This is a genomic window from Salinirubrum litoreum (assembly GCF_020567425.1).
Taxonomy (GTDB): Archaea; Halobacteriota; Halobacteria; order Halobacteriales; family Haloferacaceae; genus Salinirubrum; species Salinirubrum litoreum.
In genome coordinates, this window is record NZ_JAJCVJ010000001.1 from 213,417 (window position 1) to 230,034 (window position 16,618).

A 16,618-nucleotide genomic window follows, 5' to 3' on the forward strand; every position below is an offset into this window, starting at 1 on the left:
TCGACGACCGGGGAGAAAAACGCCCCGGACGCTCGTCGACGAGCGGATACGACGCCCCGGACGCCCCGGACGCGCTCGACGCCGCTCGACGCCGCGACTCAGGCCGGACAGGACCGCGACACGTCCAGCACCGACAGCGTCTCGTCGACGACGACCGAGATGGTGTCGCCGTCACACGGGATGTCGAGTCGGAGTTCCAGCGGGTCCTCGGAGACGACCGTCGTGTGTTCGTCGCTGACACACCAGTCGAACGTCCAGAACGGTTCCGTCGTCAGGTCGACCCCGCGTTCCGCGTGGAACGTGAGGACGTCGGCGGTGTCCAGCAGATTGAGGCCGACCGCCGACTCGATGCGGTTCTGACACCGCCCGCAGGCGTGTTCGACCCGGACGTCGACGCCCGGGAACCGGTCGTCGTCGCGGTGGAGCGTCGTCTCCATCCGACCCATGCACTCCGGGCAGACGCCGTCGGCCGCGAGACAGTAGTGGTGCCGGACGTGGTGGTGGAAGGCGAGCAGGAACTCCGCGGGCGTCCGGTCGTCGAGACCGCCGGGCGGGAAGGAGTAACAGACGTGGACGACGCCGCAGTCGGCACACTCGATGGTGAGGCGGTCGTCGCCGTACCACGCCTGCAGTGGCCCGTCGCAGTCGTAGCAGGTGCCGGGCGCGTCGAAGGGGTCCAGCGAGGTACGGTCGGTGAACGTCCCGGCCAGCACCGACCGGACGACCTTCCAGCCGGGGTAGCGGAACTCGTAGCCCTCGTCGGTCCGGCGGACGAAGTGGTCTGTCAACTGCTTCAGGTGGTAGTTGAAGTGGGCGCTGTCGTCGATGTCGACGTGGTCGTACAGCGTCGAGAAGGCGACCGGGTCCTCGTCGGCCCCGGCGTCGAGCAGTGCCTGAAGAATCTCGATCCGGGTGTCGTTCCCGAGGAGGGCGAAGGCGTCGGCGGGGGCGAGTCCGGCCGGCGACTCGACCGAGTCCTCGGTCTCGGTGGCCGTCTCGGACTCCTCCTCTGCGCGGTGGCTCATAGTCGGCCGTTCACACGGCACGACACTAAACGATTGGGCCGGTGTGCGCCGTCCGCGTCGCGCTACTGAAACTCGCTTCAGGAAGCGCCTTTAGTCTCTGCCCGCATTCCTCGACAGGAGTGAGTCGAGTTCCCTCCGGGCCGGTGGCGACCTACTACGCCTACACCGTCACCACCTACGCCAGTTTCACGACCGCCATCTGGATCCTGTTCGTCCGGGCACAGGGACTCTCCTTCGCCGAGGTCGGCGCGCTGAACAGTGTCTGGTGGGCCGGCCTCGTCCTCGGCGAGATTCCAACCGGGTACCTCGGGGACCGACTCGGCCGTCGGAACAGCATGATCCTCGGCACCGCGATCATCACGGCGATGACGGTCGCCATGGCGCACTCGACCACCTTCCTCCAGTTCGCGGTCGTCTACGGGTTGTGGGCGCTCGGGCAGACCTTCCGGTCGGGGAGTGACGACGCGTGGCTCTACGAAGTCCTGCGCGACGAGAGCCGAGGCGGAACCGGCGGGGGTGACTTCGCTCGCGTGAAAGGGCGCGCGACGGGAATCGGCCTCGCGGTCGGTGCGGTGGCGGCCCCCGCCGGCGGCGCGCTGGCGGACGCCGACTTCCAGTTGCCCTTCTACGCCACTGCGGCCGTCACCGCAGTCGGGATTCCGATCCTGTTGACGGTACCCGAGTCCGGCGAGGGACCGGACTCGTCGTTCGACGTCCGGACCGCACTCGGTGTGATCCGGCGACAACTCGCCCGGCCGCCGCTCCGGGCGTTCGTCGTCTACTTCGCGCTCCTGTTCGGGGTGTTTCAGATGACGTACATCTTCGACCAGCCGGTCGCACAGGACGCGGCGCTCGCGGTCGGGGTCCCGGAGTCGGCGACGAAGACGGCGGTCGGGGTCGTCTACGCCGGCTTCACGGCGGTCGCGGCGGTCGTCAGCTACGGAACCGGGACGATCAAGGAGCGACTCGGCATCCGGGGCTGGTTCGTCCTCGCGCCGGTCGTGGTCGGGGGACTCTTTCTCGCGCTGTGGGTCCTACCGGTGCTGGCGGTGCCGGCGTTCTTCGTCGCGCGGGCGGCCAACACCGCGTCGGTGACGCTCGGGAACCAGTATCTCAACGACCGGGTGGAGTCGGTCGGCCGGGCGACGGTGCTCTCCTCGGCGTCGATGGCGCTGTCGCTCGCGGTCATCCCCTTCGAGTTGACCGGCGGGGTTCTCGCTGACCTGCTCTCGCCGGTGCGGGCGCTGGCCCTGTTCGGCGGGGTGCTGGTCGTCGGTGTCGGCTTGTTGTGGCTCACGTCGGAACCGGTGGAACGGGCGTCGTCAACAGAAGGTTGATTCGGCTGGGTGCTGTCGTGGCGACCATGCTACAGGTCCCACTGTTCCCCGGTATCCCCGGCGGGCCGGAACTGATCATCATCTTCCTCGTGATCCTCCTCGTGTTCGGGCCGGTCGTGCTCGGGGTGGTCGTCCTGTTCGCGTACCTCCGGCGGAAGGGTGGCGGCGACGACGAGAAGTCACAGCGCATCGAGGAACTCGAAGCACGGATCGACCAACTGGAGGAAGGCTCGACGGACGACGGGGACGACCACAGATCGGACGCGAACGCTCCCTCCGGCACCGACCGCCGCGCCAGCGAGGAGAACTGACGAACCGGGCGGTCACCAGAAGGTGTCGCTACAGTCGTAGACGACGCCGTGTTCCGGGCAGACGTACTTGCAGTGTCTGTGAGCCATCGCCGCGCCGCACAGCGGGCAGGGTCGTCCGGCGACGCTCTCGGTGCCGGACTGCTCGTCGCTCATGGCCCAGAGTCTGCAGGCCGACGGCTTGAGTGTTGGCACGTCCGAGCGTCGCTCCGGACCGAGTTCACGCCACGACGAGGTCCGGAGTGGACTCACTGTAGAGCGAGGTGGTCGGAGAGTGTCCCGTAGACTCACCACAGACCGAGGCCGTCGGAGGGTCTCCTACGAGACGCTCCGGAGGGCGTCCTCGACGACCCGCACCGCACCCGCACCGTCCCGTCGACCGACGACCACGATCAGCGACTCGTCGCCGACACCGGCCGCCTCCACCGTCACGTCCTCGACCGATAGCCGGGACAACACCGTCGCCAACGCGTCTGTGTCGACCGCACCGCTCGCCACGACGGCAGTCAGTCGTCCACCGTCCACGTCGGGCGAGAACCCGACGTCGCCGACCGACAACAGTGGCTCCGGGTCCGATCCGGTCTCTACCCGACCGACCCCACTGCGCATCCTGACGGTCGCCTGCCTGGACTCGGGATCGTAGGCCGGCAGGTCCGCCGCGAAGCGACGCAGTGCGGTGGCGACCGCCTCGGGGTCGCCGTCGAGGGCCAGCAGGTTCGCGGCCGCGCTGTAGTTGACCACTCCCGCCCGGAGCGCCGTGAGTAGGAAGGGGCGCGCCCGGACCGCCTCGCGTGTCTCGCCAGCCAGCGACATACTCGACGCCTCGCCGACTGTCGACAAAAAGCTCCCTGAAGCGAGTTTCAGTAACCGGGATTACAGAAATATCGTTCAGATTACAGTTATGGGGTCGGGGGACCTCTGTCTACCTGTGATGAGACTCCCTGCCCGGACGCACGGCACCGACGCACCGCCAGTCAGACGAACCCTCGCGGGGACGCTGTTCTTGGCCGGTCTGCTCGTGGTCGGCCTCCTCGCGGTCAGTGCCCCGGCCGTGCTGGCGGGACTGTTCCTCGCGGCCGCCGTCGCGGTGGCGGTCCTGCGGGCAGTCCGCCGCCACCGGCGTAGACTCGGCCGACAGCCACGCCGGGTCTGCGTCCCCCACACGAACGTCTGCATCGACGCCTGATCGCGGTCCCTCTCGTTTCGGCCCTCCCGCCTCGCTCGGTCCACCGGCCTCCTTCGGCCCGCCACCTCGCCTCGCCCCGTCCCGCTATTGCCACCCAGGTTTCCCGAGTCGAAGTCCCTAAGACGACGGCACCCCTGTCGAATCGTATGAGCCAAGCGCTGGTCATCGTGGCCCACGGGTCGCATCTCAACCCCGATTCGAGTGCGCCCACACACGACCACGCCGACACCATCCGGGCGGTCGGTGGGTTCGACGAGGTACAGACCGGCTTCTGGAAAGAGGAACCATCCCTGCGAGAGGTCCTCCGGACCGTCGAGTCCGACGAGGTGTTCGTCGTCCCCCTGTTCGTCTCGGAGGGGTACTTCACCGAGCAGGTGATCCCACGGGAACTCCGGTTGGACGGCTGGGACGTCTCCGACTGGGACTCCGACGGCCTCTCGGCGGACCACGTCACCCTGACCGCGACCGACGTGGACGGCAAGCGCGTCCACTACTGCGGACCTGTCGGCACCCACGAGTCGATGACGGACGTCATCGTCCGCCGGGCCGAGACGATCACCGAGGACCCCGAGGTGGGCGAGGGGTTCGGCCTCGCGGTCGTCGGGCACGGCACCGAGCGCAACGAGAACAGCGCGAAGGCCATCTACTACCACGCCGACCGCATCGCCGAGATGGACCGCTTCGAGGAGGTGCAGGCGCTGTTCATGGACGAGGAACCGGAGGTCGACGACGTGACGGACTACTTCGAGTCCGAGGACGTCGTCGTCGTCCCACTGTTCATCGCCGACGGCTTCCACACGCAGGAGGACATCCCGGAGGACATGGGCCTGACCGACGACTACCGAACCGGGTACGACGTGCCCGCCGAGGTGGACGGCCACCGTATCTGGTACGCCGGAGCGGTCGGCACCGAGGGCCTGATGGCCGACGTGATCCTCGAACGCGCCGTCGAGGCCGGCGCGGACGTGGGTGACGCGGTGGAGCGCGTCCGCGAGCGCACGCGCCGGACCGGGACCGACGCCGGAGCCAGCGGGGCGGCGGGCGACTGATGAACGACAGACAGTTCGAGGCACTCCACGAGGCGGTACGGGCCGAACCAGTCGAGTTCGACGGCCTGCACGCCGCCTACGACCCCGACAGCGGCGACGAGGAGTCGGCGTACCGTCTCGCCACGCCGGACGGCGAGTGGGCCGACCTCTCGGAGAGCGAGTTCCGCGAGCGTGCCGAGTCGAACCCGTGGTACGTCTCCAACTGGTACTTCTGGGAACGCCACCTCGACGGGCGCAGTCCGGCCCGCAGGGCGTTCCTCCGGAGACTGGAGGCGGCCGACCACCACACCGTCGAGGAGCGGTACGAGGCCCTCTCAGGCGGGGCCGAGGCGGTCGGCGAGTCGGACGCGACCGGCGCGGAACCGGCCGGCATGGTCACCGAGTGGGGCCAACTCCGCATCGTCGCCACGCTCGGCGCGGACGGAACACGGCTCTACCACCTCCGGCACCACGCTGACGCCGACGCGCCACTGACCGACCTCGACGTCCACACCGACCCACTCGACGCGCGCCGACTGACGAAGTTCGACGACCGGGGACGCTACCGACCGCTGAAGACCGCGCCATCGCTCCCGACCGGGTGGGCGTTCACCGACCTGCGGGCGGGCGATCTCCTGTCGGCGATGGACGCCATCTACCCCGCGACGGTCGAGAACTGGTACCGCGAGGAGGCGGGCGACCTCGACGTGACTCACTGGTCCGAGACGGCCGAGCGTCAGACGGGAATCTACGGGATCATCGACGAACTCGACCGCGAGGGTGTCGAGTGGATCGCCGAGAGCTGTTGTGTCGACTCGCAGTGTCTGAAGCGCCGCGAGTGGCAGTTCGCCGAGGGCGACGAGTTGTCGGCGGACGGCGGCACCGGGGTCTTCCCGTGTCGGGAACCCTGCTCGCTCGTCGTCGCGGCCGCCCGGAAGTGGACGACGCTCGAACGCGAGGAGGAGAGAGAGTACACCTTCCACCTGACGCCCTCCGAGAAGGAGCAGATCGAGGAGATCGTCGACTCGGTCGCCGAGGGCGAGGTCGACGACATCCGCGAGGCCGACGTGTACGAGGGCGCGAATCGCTACCGTGCGCGGTTCCTCCGGGCGAAGCGGATGGACGACCACGGCAACCTCGGCGGCGTGCCGACCGAACCGGACGACCACGAGGAACACCACGAAGACGAACACGCGGACCACGAGGACGACGAGGACGACCACGACGCTGGCGACGATCACGGCGAGGACGACCACGACGCTGGCGACGATCACGACGAAGGCGACGACGCACACGAGACGCACGACGCGGACGCCAGCGACGACCAGTAGTCGCCACTGACGGCGACGTACTTTCGGAGCCGAACTCCCCCTCTACTCCCGGTTCACCGCAGGACGAACACCAGCGCCGAGAGGACCGCACCGACGACGACACCGACCGCGAAGACGGTCGCGGAGCCACCGATCACCGCGCCGACCGCCGCCGCGAGGAGAATGGCGACGAGACCGAACGCGAGCACCGGCAGGTCGCTCCGACGCGGGAGGAAGTCGGCGACCGCGATCTGTCGCGTCCCGCCGTCTGCCGTCTCGGTCCCGTCGGCGTCGGCCGACGCGGTGCCGGCGGACCGCCCCGCTTCGGCGGACTGCTGGGCCGCCTTCGGCTTGCCCAGAGATTCGTCCACCTGTACCGGCGACTTCTGTGGGCTGGCCGGGTTGATCGTCACGTCCACGTAGGCAGACTCGGAGCCGTAGCCCGTGACGACCTTCAGTTTCCCCTGGATCGGTTCGTCGCCGGTACGAGCGCGGACGTGGACCCGCTTGGTCGCGCCGCGCTGGACGTAGTGGTTGCCGGCCGAGAGGGTCGCGGCCCGCGAGAGGTCGTCGTCCAGGTGGAGGTGGACGTGGACCGCCTCGCCGTGGTTGTCGAGGATCACGTCGAATGGACCGTCGGTCTCGAAGCTGTCCACCGTCTCGACTCGGTGGAGGCGTTCTCTGTTCAGCGAGACGGACAGTTCGGACACGAGTGGGTAGTCGACACGGGGTGAGAAAAAGGTTCAGGGCGATCCGGCCGTCGCCGAGGCAGTCCGTCGGCGGCCTACGCGGCGGCTTCGTCGCGCATGTCCGGCGGCAGGAGGTTCGGGATGCCGTCCTCGATGGGGTACACCTCGCCGCACTCGGTGCAGACGAGTCGACCCTCCATGATCTCGTCGCCGTCCTGTTCGTCGATCTCCAGGTCGAGATCGTGTTTGTCCATCGGACAGCAGATGATGTCCATCAGGGACTCTCTCATTGCCCGAAGGGAGGGACGGTGGCGTCAAAAGCCTACGGGTTCGCGGTGTCCGTGCCGACCACAGGGTCCCACACCGCGACAGTGTCCCCACCAGTCACCACGTCTCAGGACTGGCGGCCTCGGAGTTGCAGGACGGACCAGACCGCGACCGCGACGGCCAGCACACCGACGACCGCACCGACCGCGTCGAACGTCCCGAGTTCCGGCACGCGCCCGGCCAGCACGCCGTCCTCGCCGGCGAGTAACGTCGCCGCAGTCACCAGGAGCAACACCGCCGGCGTCGCGTACTTCGTGGAGACGAGCAGGAACCTGCCGAGCCACCCCGTCCCGAGTTCCCGACCGAGCGTCTCCCTATCGACGAACCACGTGAACACGACAGCGACGACGACGGCACTGATCGGTAGCCCCAACGTCCCGACCGTCTCGTCCAGCAGGTCGAGCACCGGTTGCCCGAAGACGGCGGCGCGAGCGGGCGTGTAACTCAGCGCAGAGGGGAGTCCCGCGAGCGCGATCAGGCCCAGGACGCCGGCGGTCGTCCGGGCCCGCGAGCGTTCCGACCGACCGACGACCGCCGCGACGACGACCTCCAGGATCGACACCGCCGAACTGACGGCGGCGACGAACAGCAGGCCGAAGAACGCGACCGCGACGAGTCGGCCACCGGGCATCGCCGCGAAGGCACGCGGGAGCGTCGTGAACGCCAGTTCCGACCCCGACGCCGGTTCCAGCCCGAACGAGAAGACGATGGGGAAGATCACCAGGCCGGCGAGCAGAGCGACGCCGATGTCCGCGACCGTGACGAGCAGCGCCGACTCGGGGACGTTCGTCTCCGGATCGAGGTAACTGCCGTACGTGAGCATGATCCCCTGCCCGACCGACAGCGAGAAGAACACCTGTCCGAACGCCGCACTCCAGAGGAGTGGATCGCTCCACACCGAGAAGTCCGGTTCGAACAGGAAGCGAACACCTGCACCGAACCCCGGAAGCGTGGCCCCGTACGCCAGCAGGCCGAGTAGAACGACGAGGATGACGGGCATCACGACCGTCGCCATGCGCTCGATGCCGCCTCTGACGCCGAGTCCGACGACCACGCCCGCCACGAGCGTCGAGACGAGAAACGCCGGGACGGGCCAGTAGGTGGCCGTCAGACTCGTGAACGTCAGATCGACACCCCCCACCGCCGCGACCAGAAACGCGAGCGTCCAGCCGGTGACGACGAGGTAGTAGCTCACGACCAGCGCGACGAGGACGACGACGAGCCACCCGAGGGGAGCGAACTCGGGGCGGACGCGTCTGAACGCCGAGACCACGTCGGCCCGGAGGCGACGCCCGACGCTGATCTCCAACACGAGCAGCGGGAGCGCCAGGAGGAACGCCGAGAGCAGGTACGGGACGAGGTACGCACCCCCGCCGTTGGTGCCGACGACCGCCGCGAACCGCCAGACGTTGCCGAGCCCGACCGCCGCCGCCGTCGCCGAGAGGAGAAAGCCGAGTCGCGAGGACCACCGTTCCATACGAGAGTCCACCACGTCGGCCCTGTTGAGCGTGTCGCCGCACCGGACCGTCCGGTCGGGCAGGGAGGAAAGATTGATATCCGGGAGCAGTCTCCAACCGAACGGTTCCAGATCGGACCACGCGAACCGACGGAACCGCCGGCACGCGACCGACACCCCTGGTGACGCCATCACGATCCACAGCGCGGTCGCGTCCTGGCTTCTCGGACGAGACTCGTACTGCAGAGCCGACCGGCCGTCACCGGAACCGGTTCCTCTCCGATGGGTGAGACGGTCGCCGTGCCCGCCCTCCGTCACCGATTCGGCAGGTTCGGACCCTTCCCCGCGCTCGCGGCCGAGACCGCAGTCGCCGGTGTCTTCACCGTCGTCGGAAGGCTCGCCGTCCTCGTCCACGCGTCCGTCTTCGTTCTCGTGACCGCCGACGGGTGGAGTCCGGCGACCTGATCCTGTCGAGGTGTGCTCACGCGACCGGATCCCGGTCGGCCGTGCTCAGATCACCTGGTTCTGCAGGTTCTCGAACGCGCCGGTCTCGTCGGCGGTCTCCAGGTTCTCGACGAGGATGTCTGTCAGGCGCTCCCAGTACTGCGGCGTGTGGCCGGCGTTGTGTGGCGTGATCAGCACGTCGTCGAAGTTCCACAGTTCGTGGTCCTGCGGGAGCGGTTCTGGGTCGGTCACGTCGAGTGCGGCCCCCCGGATGGCGTTCGACTGGAGTGCCGAGACCAGCGCGTCGGTGTCGACGATCGGGCCTCTGCCGACGTTGATCAGCACCGAGTCGGGCCGCATCGTCTTGAACGCGTCCGCGTCCAGCAGGCCCTCGGTCGCGTCGGTCAGGGGCGCGGCGACTGCGACGTACTCGCTTCTCGCCAGCGCGTCGTGGATGCCGGCCGGATCGTCGAAGCCGACCACCTCGTCCGTCGGCGACTCCTTCTCCGGTGTGTACCGCACCCCGACCGTGTGGACGTCGAAGGCGTCCAACTTGTCGACGACCGCCTGCCCGATAGCCCCGAGTCCGATCACCGTGACGGTCGACCCGGTCAGTTCGGTCGTCGGGTAGGAGCGCCACCGTCGCTCCCGTTTCTGTCGCCACCCGGTCGGGAACCCACGGGCGAAAGAGAGCATCGCGCCGAGGACGTGCTCGGAGATGTTCGGCGCGTGGACGCCCGAGGCGTTCGTCACCGCCACGTCGTGGGCCGCGAGTGCGTCTATCGGGAGGTGGCCGGTCCCGGCGAAGACGCAGGCGAACAGGTCCAGGTCGGTCTCGTCCAGCAGGTCCGCGTCGATGTTGAACCCGGTGGCGACCGTCGCCTCCTGGAGGAGTTCACGCTCCTCGGCGGGCGTGCTCGCGAGCGAGACGGTCGTGTCGGCGAGCGTCGGGTGCTCGGCGAGTCGGGTGCGGAGCGTCTCGGCGTAGTGGTCGGCGGACATCCCGTGGATCTTCTGTCGTAGGACCGCGATGTCGGTCGGCATGACTCGCCCTTCCCGGACCGGACACAAGAGTACACGCCAATCGGCAGGATCGGCGTGAACTGCGACCGGCGTCGGTCGGCGGTCGGTGGACGTCGGTCGCGTCGACGCTCCTCGAACCCCCCACTGCCGGCCGGATTCCGGACGGATTTACGTCTCGGTCGGAAACGGTCGGTGTGGCTCGGACGCCCCCCAGACAGCAGGCCCTGATCGCGCTCTCCGCGACCAGTCGGTTCGGTAGCGGCGCGTTGATGGGCACCGCCCTCGCGGTCTACATCGGCGAGATCGGCAGTCCCTTCGCGGTCAGTCTCGTCTTCCCGGCGTACTTCGTCGGCCTGATGCTGTTCGCCCCGGTCTGGGGCGCGGTCGCGGACGTGACCGGTCGCCGGCGGGCGGTGCTCGTCGGCACCGGCGTCGGCGCGACGCTCGCGGTGCTCCCCTTGACGCTCGTCGGCGGCATCTACGCCCCGATCGGCCTCCGGGCGCTGTACGCCGCGTTCGCGGCCGGGTTCTCGCCGGTGATGCTCGCGGTCGCCAGCCAGCGCGGCGGTGACGAGGGGCGCGGCAGGGAGGTCGGCTTCTTCAACAGCGCGCGGGCGATGGGCTTCACCGCCGGTCAGTTGACGGTCGGGGCACTGCTCGGTCTCCTCGTCCCGGACGCGCTGTACCTCGTGATCGCGGGGATCAGCCTCGTCTCGACGGTGACGGTCGCACTCGTCGCCGACCCGGCGGCCGGGTCCGACTCCGGTCCCGCCGCCGACGAGGACGTCTCGCTGTCGGCGGTCGTCGCGGCGGTCCGCCGCCGACTCCTGCCGAGTGTCGGCGAACGCGCCCACCTCCGGCAGAACGGTCTGCGGTGGCTCTACGTCGCACTGGCGCTCCGGAACATGACCGTCCTCGGCGTGATGAGTCTGATGCCGGTGTTCCTGACCGACCGACTGGGGCTGTCGGCGTTCTGGATGGGCGTCGTGCTGGCGATCAACCCCGGCGGGCAGGTGGTCTGTATGTACCTGTTCGGGCGGGTCGCCGACGCGGTCGGGCGGAAGTCGCTGATCGTCGGCGGGATGGGCGGCAGTGCGGCCTTCGCGCTGGTGGCCGCGAGTGCGACGCTCCCCGCCTCGCAGGTGACACGACTCGCAGTCGCGGCCGGCGCGTTCGTGTTGATCGCGGCCGCGTTCTCGGCGATGACGACCGGCGCGCTGGCGTTCATCGGCGACGTGGCACCGACGAACCGGGAGTCGGAGCTGATGGGGTTGCGAGACACGGCGAAGGGGGTCGGCGGGGTCTTCGGTCCGCCACTGCTCGGTGGGCTGGCGACGGTGGCGAGTTACGAGACCGCCTTCGCGGCCGGGAGCGTGCTGGCGTTGACGGCGACCGTGCTGGTCGGGGGGGCGCTCGTCGAGACGCGGACCGTCGGCGGCGGCCTCGCGGCCTCGTCCGACTGAGGCGGTGCTCCTGCGGTTCGTCCGGATCGGGTGGAGTGCCTCGGTCGCCCGTCCGGTCGAGTCGGCCAGCGCTCTCGGAGTCTCTCACGATCCATCGTCGGGGACTCGTGGCCGAACCGGTGAAGCCAAACCGATCGGCCGTGGCAGTTCACGTAATGACCGACGACCTCGACCGCGTGTGGTGGAAGGAGGCGGTCGTCTACCAGGTGTACCCCCGCTCGTTCAACGACACCGACGGCGACGGGCTCGGTGATCTGGCCGGTGTCGTCGAGCGACTCGACTACCTCGACGACCTGGGTGTCGACGTCGTCTGGCTCAACCCCGTCTACGAGTCGCCCGGCGTCGACAACGGCTACGACATCGCCGACTACCGCGCGATCAACGAGCAGTTCGGGTCGATGGCCGACCTGGACCGGCTGATCGAGGGCCTCCACGACCGCGACATGAAGCTCATCATGGACCTCGTGGTGAACCACACCTCCGACGAACACGAGTGGTTCCGGCGCTCGCGGGCGGGCGACGAGGACTACCGCGACTACTACTGGTGGGTCGAGTCGGAAGACGAGGAGGGGAACCCGGTGCCGCCGAACAACTGGGAGTCCTTCTTCGGCGGGCCGGCGTGGACCTACGACGAGGAGAGCGGCGAGTGGTACCTCCACATCTTCGACACCCGGCAACCCGATCTGAACTGGGAGAACCCCGAGGTGCGCCGGGAGATCAAGGAGATGATCACGTGGTGGCTCGACAAGGGCATCGACGGCTTCCGGATGGACGTGATCAACCTGCTGTCGAAGCCCGAGGGCCTGCCCGACGGCACCGACCCGGAGGCCATCGTCACCGGGGCGGACCAGTTCGTCAACGGCCCGCGCATCCACGAGTTCCTCGGCGACGTGTACGACGAGGTCCTCGCGGGCCGGGACGTGATGACCGTCGGCGAGATGGTCGACCTCACGGTACAGGAGGCGCGCGAGTTCCTCTACCCCGAGGGCGACGGGATGAGCATGGCGTTCAACTTCGACCACATGCGACTCGACTTCGGCCCGAACGGTCGCTGGGACCTGGACGACTGGACGCTCCGGGAACTGAAGGCGACGATGTCCCACTGGCAGTACGGCCTGGCGGGCCGTGGCTGGAACTCGCTGTACCTCAACAACCACGACGAACCCCGGATGGTCTCGCGGTTCGGCGACGAGGCGTACCGGGAGAAGTCCGCGAAACTGCTCGCCACCCTCACCCACACGATGCAGGGGACGCCGTTCATCTACCAGGGCGAGGAGATCGGGATGACGAACTACCCCTTCGAGTCGCTCGACGAGGTGCGGGACGTGGACACGATCAAGAACGTCGAAGTCCTGCGCGAGGAGGGGACCGTCACCGACGACGAGGAGATCATGCGCCTCGTCCGTCACCGCAGTCGTGACAACGCCCGGACCCCGATGCAGTGGACCGCCGAGGAGGCCCACGCCGGCTTCACCGACGGCGAGCCGTGGATCGGTGTCAACCCGAACTACGAGGAGATCAACGTCGCGGACGCCCGCGAGAACTCGGACTCCATCTGGCACTACTACCGCGATCTGATCGAGATGCGCGCCGACGAGGACGTGCTCCTGTACGGCGACTACGACCTGCTACTCCCCTCGCACGAGGAGATCTGGGCGTACACCAGAACGTTGGCGGACGAGACCGCGCTGGTCGTCCTGAACTTCTCGCGCGGGACGCCCCGGTTCGAACCCCCGGAAGGACTGGCCGGCAGAGACGCGGAGTTGTTGATCGGCAACTACGCGGTCCCCGTGGAGTCGGTCGAGGCGTTCGCTCTCAGGCCGTGGGAGGCGCGGGTGTACCGACTGGACTGATCGTCGGGGTCGTCCACCCGGACCGACGGTCGCTCCCGGTTGACGAACCGACCCGGATCGGCACCCGAGTTGTTACGGAGTCGACACGGGAGCCCCGCCATTTATACCCCCTGACGTGGACGTTCGTGGCATGAAAGCCGTCGTTCTCGCAGGAGGGTACGCGACCCGGATGTGGCCGATCACGAAGGACCGCCCGAAGATGTTCCTGCCGGTCGGTGACATCACGATCATCGACACCATCTTCGAGGATCTGGAGGCCGACGACCGCATCTCGGAGGTGTTCGTCAGCACCAACGAGTACTTCGCGGACGACTTCCGCGACTACATCGCGGAGAGCGACTTCGAGAAGCCGACCCTGTCGGTCGAGGAGACCGCCGAGGAAGACGAGAAGTTCGGCGTCGTCGGCGCACTCGCGCAACTGATCGACCGCGAGGGCGTCGAGGAGGACATGGTCGTCGTCGCCGGCGACAACCTCATCAGCTTCGACATGGCCGAGTTCGTGGACTTCTTCCAGGAGAAGGACACGCCCGCGCTTGCGGCCTACGACGTCGGGTCGAAGGAGCGAGCGAAGTCCTACGGCCTCGTCGAACTCGACGGCTCCCGCGTCGTCAACTTCCAGGAGAAACCCGAGGACCCGAACAGCACGCTCGTCTCCATCGCCTGCTACGCCTTCCGCGCCGAGGACCTGCCGAAGTTCGACGACTACCTCGCGGAGGACAAGAACCCGGACGAACCGGGCTGGTTCATGCAGTGGCTCCAGCAGAACGGCGAGGTGAACGCCTTCACCTTCGACGGCGCGTGGTACGACATCGGCACGCCCGAGAGCTACCTCGACGCGGTCGAGTGGGCGCTCGACGGCGAGAACCACGTCGCCGACGGTGCGACCGTCGAGAACAGCGATCTGGGCGAGAACGTGCTCGTCCTCTCCGGATCGGAGATCACCGACTCGTCGCTGGATCGGTCGGTCGTCTTCCGGAACGCAACCATCTCGAACTGCGACATCCGGAACTCGATCATCGACGAGGAGACGCACCTCGACAACCTCGATCTGTCGGACGCGCTGATCGGCTCTCACTCCCGGATCGTCCACGACGAGTAACCTCCGAGCCTCCCCGGTTTTCGACGACTCGGCGACACCGACTATCGGCAACGAGCGACGACATCTGAGATCAAACACGATCCGGCACGAGCGTTTGCGCGCGCCTTATTCCCGCTCCGCGCCTCTCTCAGGCAGTATGGCAACACCAACACCGGGGTTAGAAGCGACTGCGTTGTGGGTCGGCACGGCCGGGATGACACTCGGCACACTCTACTTCCTCTGGCGGGGCCGTGGCGTCTCCGACCGGAAGGCACAGGAGTTCTACATCATCACGATCTTCATCACGGCTATCGCGGCCGTCTCGTACTTCGCGATGGCGACCGGCTACGGGTTGATCGAGGTGAACGTGGCCGGTCTCGGCACGCTCGACATCTACTGGGCGAGATACGCCGACTGGCTGTTCACCACGCCACTGCTCCTGCTCGATCTGGCGCTGTTGGTCAACGCCAAGCGGAACACCATCTACACGCTGATCGGACTGGACGTGCTGATGATCTCGACCGGCCTGGCGGGTGCGCTGGCGACAGAGGGGCAACTGTTCCGGATCTTCTGGTGGGCGATCAGCACGGGCGCGTTCGTCGTCCTGCTGTACTACCTGCTCCGGACCCTGACCCGCGAGGCTGCGACCCGCGACCCCGAGACTGCGAAGCTGTTCGGACAGCTTCGCAACCTCGTGATCGTGCTGTGGTCGCTGTACCCCGTGGTCTGGCTCCTCGGCACCGAGAGTGGCCTGGCGATAATCGGTCTGGGCGTCGAGACGGCCGCGTTCGCGGTACTCGACCTGACGGCGAAGGTCGGCTTCGGGCTGGTTCTCCTCCGGAGCCGCGCCATCCTCGGCACCGACGAGGGCCGGGAGATGGACGAGGCGACGGAGGAAGCCGACCTGACCGGCGACGCGGCCGTCTGAGATCCGACCGTCGGAACACGTTTTTCGGGCGAATCGACCGACTACCTGCTGTATCGACCTGCTACTCGCCGAGTCGCGCGTCGGTGATCTCCAGATAGCCGCGCGTCCCTTCCCACACCGTCTCGTACTCCAGTTCCAGCTTTCGACTCATGTGCGGCGCGTCGGTCACGAGCGTCTCGAACTCCCCGCCCTCACCGAGCAGGTGGACGCCGTACTCGTCGTGCAGGTCCTCCAACTCCGCCAGCGCCTCGTGATCCAGCGTCCGGCCGAGCCACGACTCGTCGAGTCCGTGCGCGGCGACCTGCACGATCAGAATCTCGAAGCCGGCGTCGAGCATCGCGTCGGCCAGTTCGCGGGGGTCCTCCTGCCAGAGTGGCGCAAAGAGGTCGATGCCGAGGCGGTCGCACATCGCCCGAATCCGGTTCGTCTGGAACTCGCTCTCCACCGCGCCGGCCGTCACGCCCGCGATGTCGATGTCGTCCTGCAACTCCCGCAGGGCGGCTTCGAGCGGTTCCAGTTCCGAGTCACCCTGCGCGCCCGAGTCCCGGGTGCCCTCGGCGTCGAGTTCGCCCGGTTCGACCTCGATCAGGTCGATGCCGACGCTCTCGGCGACCAGCGCCGTGAGATGCGTGGCCGGCGTGTGGTACATGTACGAGTCGCCCTCGGGGTGGACCGTCAGGAGTCGCGTGACGTTCAGGCCATCCTCCAGGGCGCGGTACAGCGCCCACGAGGAGTCCTTCCCGCCCGAGAAGAGACTGACCCACTCGCCCTCGCTCGTCGTCATTGCCGGTCCTAGTACCGAGTGCAGTAAACCGTCTCCGGTTCGCCGCGGTAGGCCGAGAACGAGGCCGGATCGGTTCGACACACAGTCTCGCGGGTTCTGCTACCGCCGGTCGTGACAACGACTGACTCGATTCCGTGAAACCGAGCGACAGCGCCGACTTCGGCTCGGGTGGTACGCCGGCCCTACCGATCCGGTTCGCCGGGCCTGCGAGGGACCTAACAACGACTTAGGCCGGGAGGTGGCGGATCGTACCTATGACCCAACAGGTCGGAGTGAGGGTATCCCTGTTCGGACAGGTGCCGGCACCGCGCCGGCTGGCGACAGACGCCGAACTCCCGACGCCCGTCGCGTCGTGGGACGACGCTCACCGCGCCGTCGT

At 68.0% G+C, this 16,618-nt stretch carries 18 protein-coding genes; 10 read left to right on the plus strand and 8 right to left on the minus strand.

From position 1 onward, the window contains the following. Positions 1-98: 98 nt before the first annotated feature. On the minus strand, positions 99-1,025 hold the full coding sequence (locus tag LI337_RS00970) for a winged helix-turn-helix domain-containing protein (protein ID WP_227227841.1): 927 nt from the start codon (positions 1,023-1,025) through the stop codon (positions 99-101). A 119-nt stretch (positions 1,026-1,144) separates the two neighbouring features. Here LI337_RS00970 and LI337_RS00975 point away from each other — a divergent pair, with 119 nt between their 5' ends. Beyond that, positions 1,145-2,362, plus strand: coding sequence for an MFS transporter (locus LI337_RS00975; RefSeq protein ID WP_227227842.1), 1,218 nt, complete (start codon positions 1,145-1,147; stop codon positions 2,360-2,362). A 26-nt stretch (positions 2,363-2,388) separates the two neighbouring features. Continuing rightward, positions 2,389-2,673 carry a hypothetical protein gene (locus LI337_RS00980; RefSeq protein ID WP_227227843.1) on the plus strand — a complete coding sequence of 95 codons (285 nt, stop codon included), beginning with the start codon at positions 2,389-2,391 and terminating at the stop codon, positions 2,671-2,673. A gap of 12 nt (positions 2,674-2,685) precedes the next feature. Here the strand turns inward: LI337_RS00980 and LI337_RS00985 are convergent, their stop codons facing one another. Continuing rightward, positions 2,686-2,826 carry an HVO_2523 family zinc finger protein gene (locus LI337_RS00985; protein WP_227227844.1) on the minus strand — a complete coding sequence of 47 codons (141 nt, stop codon included), beginning with the start codon at positions 2,824-2,826 and terminating at the stop codon, positions 2,686-2,688. 162 nt (positions 2,827-2,988) lie between these two features. Next, positions 2,989-3,483: a DUF7523 family protein gene (locus LI337_RS00990; protein ID WP_227227845.1), complete on the minus strand. Its 495-nt coding sequence runs from the start codon at positions 3,481-3,483 to the stop codon at positions 2,989-2,991. A 118-nt stretch (positions 3,484-3,601) separates the two neighbouring features. Here LI337_RS00990 and LI337_RS00995 point away from each other — a divergent pair, with 118 nt between their 5' ends. From LI337_RS00995 to LI337_RS01005, 3 genes are all read left to right on the plus strand, one after another. Further along, the gene (locus LI337_RS00995; RefSeq protein WP_227227846.1) at positions 3,602-3,856 is read left to right on the plus strand and encodes a hypothetical protein; all 255 of its coding nucleotides are present in this window, start codon (positions 3,602-3,604) and stop codon (positions 3,854-3,856) included. Positions 3,857-4,002: 146 nt separating this feature from the next. Then, positions 4,003-4,905, plus strand: coding sequence for a CbiX/SirB N-terminal domain-containing protein (locus LI337_RS01000; RefSeq protein ID WP_227227847.1), 903 nt, complete (start codon positions 4,003-4,005; stop codon positions 4,903-4,905). Continuing rightward, positions 4,905-6,215 carry a DR2241 family protein gene (locus tag LI337_RS01005; protein WP_227227848.1) on the plus strand — a complete coding sequence of 437 codons (1,311 nt, stop codon included), beginning with the start codon at positions 4,905-4,907 and terminating at the stop codon, positions 6,213-6,215. Before LI337_RS01000 ends, LI337_RS01005 begins: the two co-directional genes overlap by 1 nt. Before the next feature lie 53 nt (positions 6,216-6,268). Here LI337_RS01005 and LI337_RS01010 read toward each other — a convergent pair whose 3' ends face one another. The 3 genes from LI337_RS01010 to LI337_RS01020 all read right to left on the minus strand — a co-directional run bounded on the left by LI337_RS01010 (position 6,269) and on the right by LI337_RS01020 (position 8,687). Next, on the minus strand, positions 6,269-6,904 hold the full coding sequence (locus tag LI337_RS01010) for a DUF7524 family protein (RefSeq protein ID WP_227227849.1): 636 nt from the start codon (positions 6,902-6,904) through the stop codon (positions 6,269-6,271). Positions 6,905-6,978: 74 nt separating this feature from the next. Then, a complete protein-coding gene (locus LI337_RS01015) occupies positions 6,979-7,173 on the minus strand; it encodes a methytransferase partner Trm112 (protein WP_227227850.1) in 195 nt (64 codons plus the stop codon). Between the two features lie 104 nt (positions 7,174-7,277). After that, on the minus strand, positions 7,278-8,687 hold the full coding sequence (locus LI337_RS01020) for a sodium-dependent transporter (protein WP_227227851.1): 1,410 nt from the start codon (positions 8,685-8,687) through the stop codon (positions 7,278-7,280). A 279-nt stretch (positions 8,688-8,966) separates the two neighbouring features. On the opposite strand from LI337_RS01020, the gene LI337_RS01025 reads away from it, so the two are divergent. After that, positions 8,967-9,131 carry a hypothetical protein gene (locus LI337_RS01025; RefSeq protein ID WP_227227852.1) on the plus strand — a complete coding sequence of 55 codons (165 nt, stop codon included), beginning with the start codon at positions 8,967-8,969 and terminating at the stop codon, positions 9,129-9,131. A gap of 45 nt (positions 9,132-9,176) precedes the next feature. On the opposite strand, the gene LI337_RS01030 is transcribed toward LI337_RS01025, so the two are convergent. Continuing rightward, positions 9,177-10,154, minus strand: a complete 978-nt coding sequence (locus LI337_RS01030) for a D-2-hydroxyacid dehydrogenase (RefSeq protein ID WP_227227853.1) — start codon at positions 10,152-10,154, stop codon at positions 9,177-9,179. Between the two features lie 173 nt (positions 10,155-10,327). Here LI337_RS01030 and LI337_RS01035 point away from each other — a divergent pair, with 173 nt between their 5' ends. From LI337_RS01035 to LI337_RS01050, 4 genes are all read left to right on the plus strand, one after another. Further along, positions 10,328-11,596 (plus strand): MFS transporter, encoded by a 1,269-nt coding sequence (locus LI337_RS01035; RefSeq protein ID WP_227227854.1) that lies wholly within the window; start codon positions 10,328-10,330, stop codon positions 11,594-11,596. A 155-nt stretch (positions 11,597-11,751) separates the two neighbouring features. Further along, positions 11,752-13,449, plus strand: coding sequence for a glycoside hydrolase family 13 protein (locus tag LI337_RS01040; RefSeq protein WP_227227855.1), 1,698 nt, complete (start codon positions 11,752-11,754; stop codon positions 13,447-13,449). Positions 13,450-13,579: 130 nt separating this feature from the next. After that, entirely contained in the window at positions 13,580-14,548 is a 969-nt protein-coding gene (locus LI337_RS01045; protein ID WP_227227856.1) for a nucleotidyltransferase family protein, read from the plus strand. A gap of 136 nt (positions 14,549-14,684) precedes the next feature. Next, on the plus strand, positions 14,685-15,455 hold the full coding sequence (locus LI337_RS01050) for a bacteriorhodopsin (RefSeq protein ID WP_227227857.1): 771 nt from the start codon (positions 14,685-14,687) through the stop codon (positions 15,453-15,455). A 61-nt stretch (positions 15,456-15,516) separates the two neighbouring features. On the opposite strand, the gene LI337_RS01055 is transcribed toward LI337_RS01050, so the two are convergent. Continuing rightward, positions 15,517-16,239: a diphthine--ammonia ligase gene (locus tag LI337_RS01055; RefSeq protein WP_227227858.1), complete on the minus strand. Its 723-nt coding sequence runs from the start codon at positions 16,237-16,239 to the stop codon at positions 15,517-15,519. Positions 16,240-16,618: the final 379 nt, after the last annotated feature.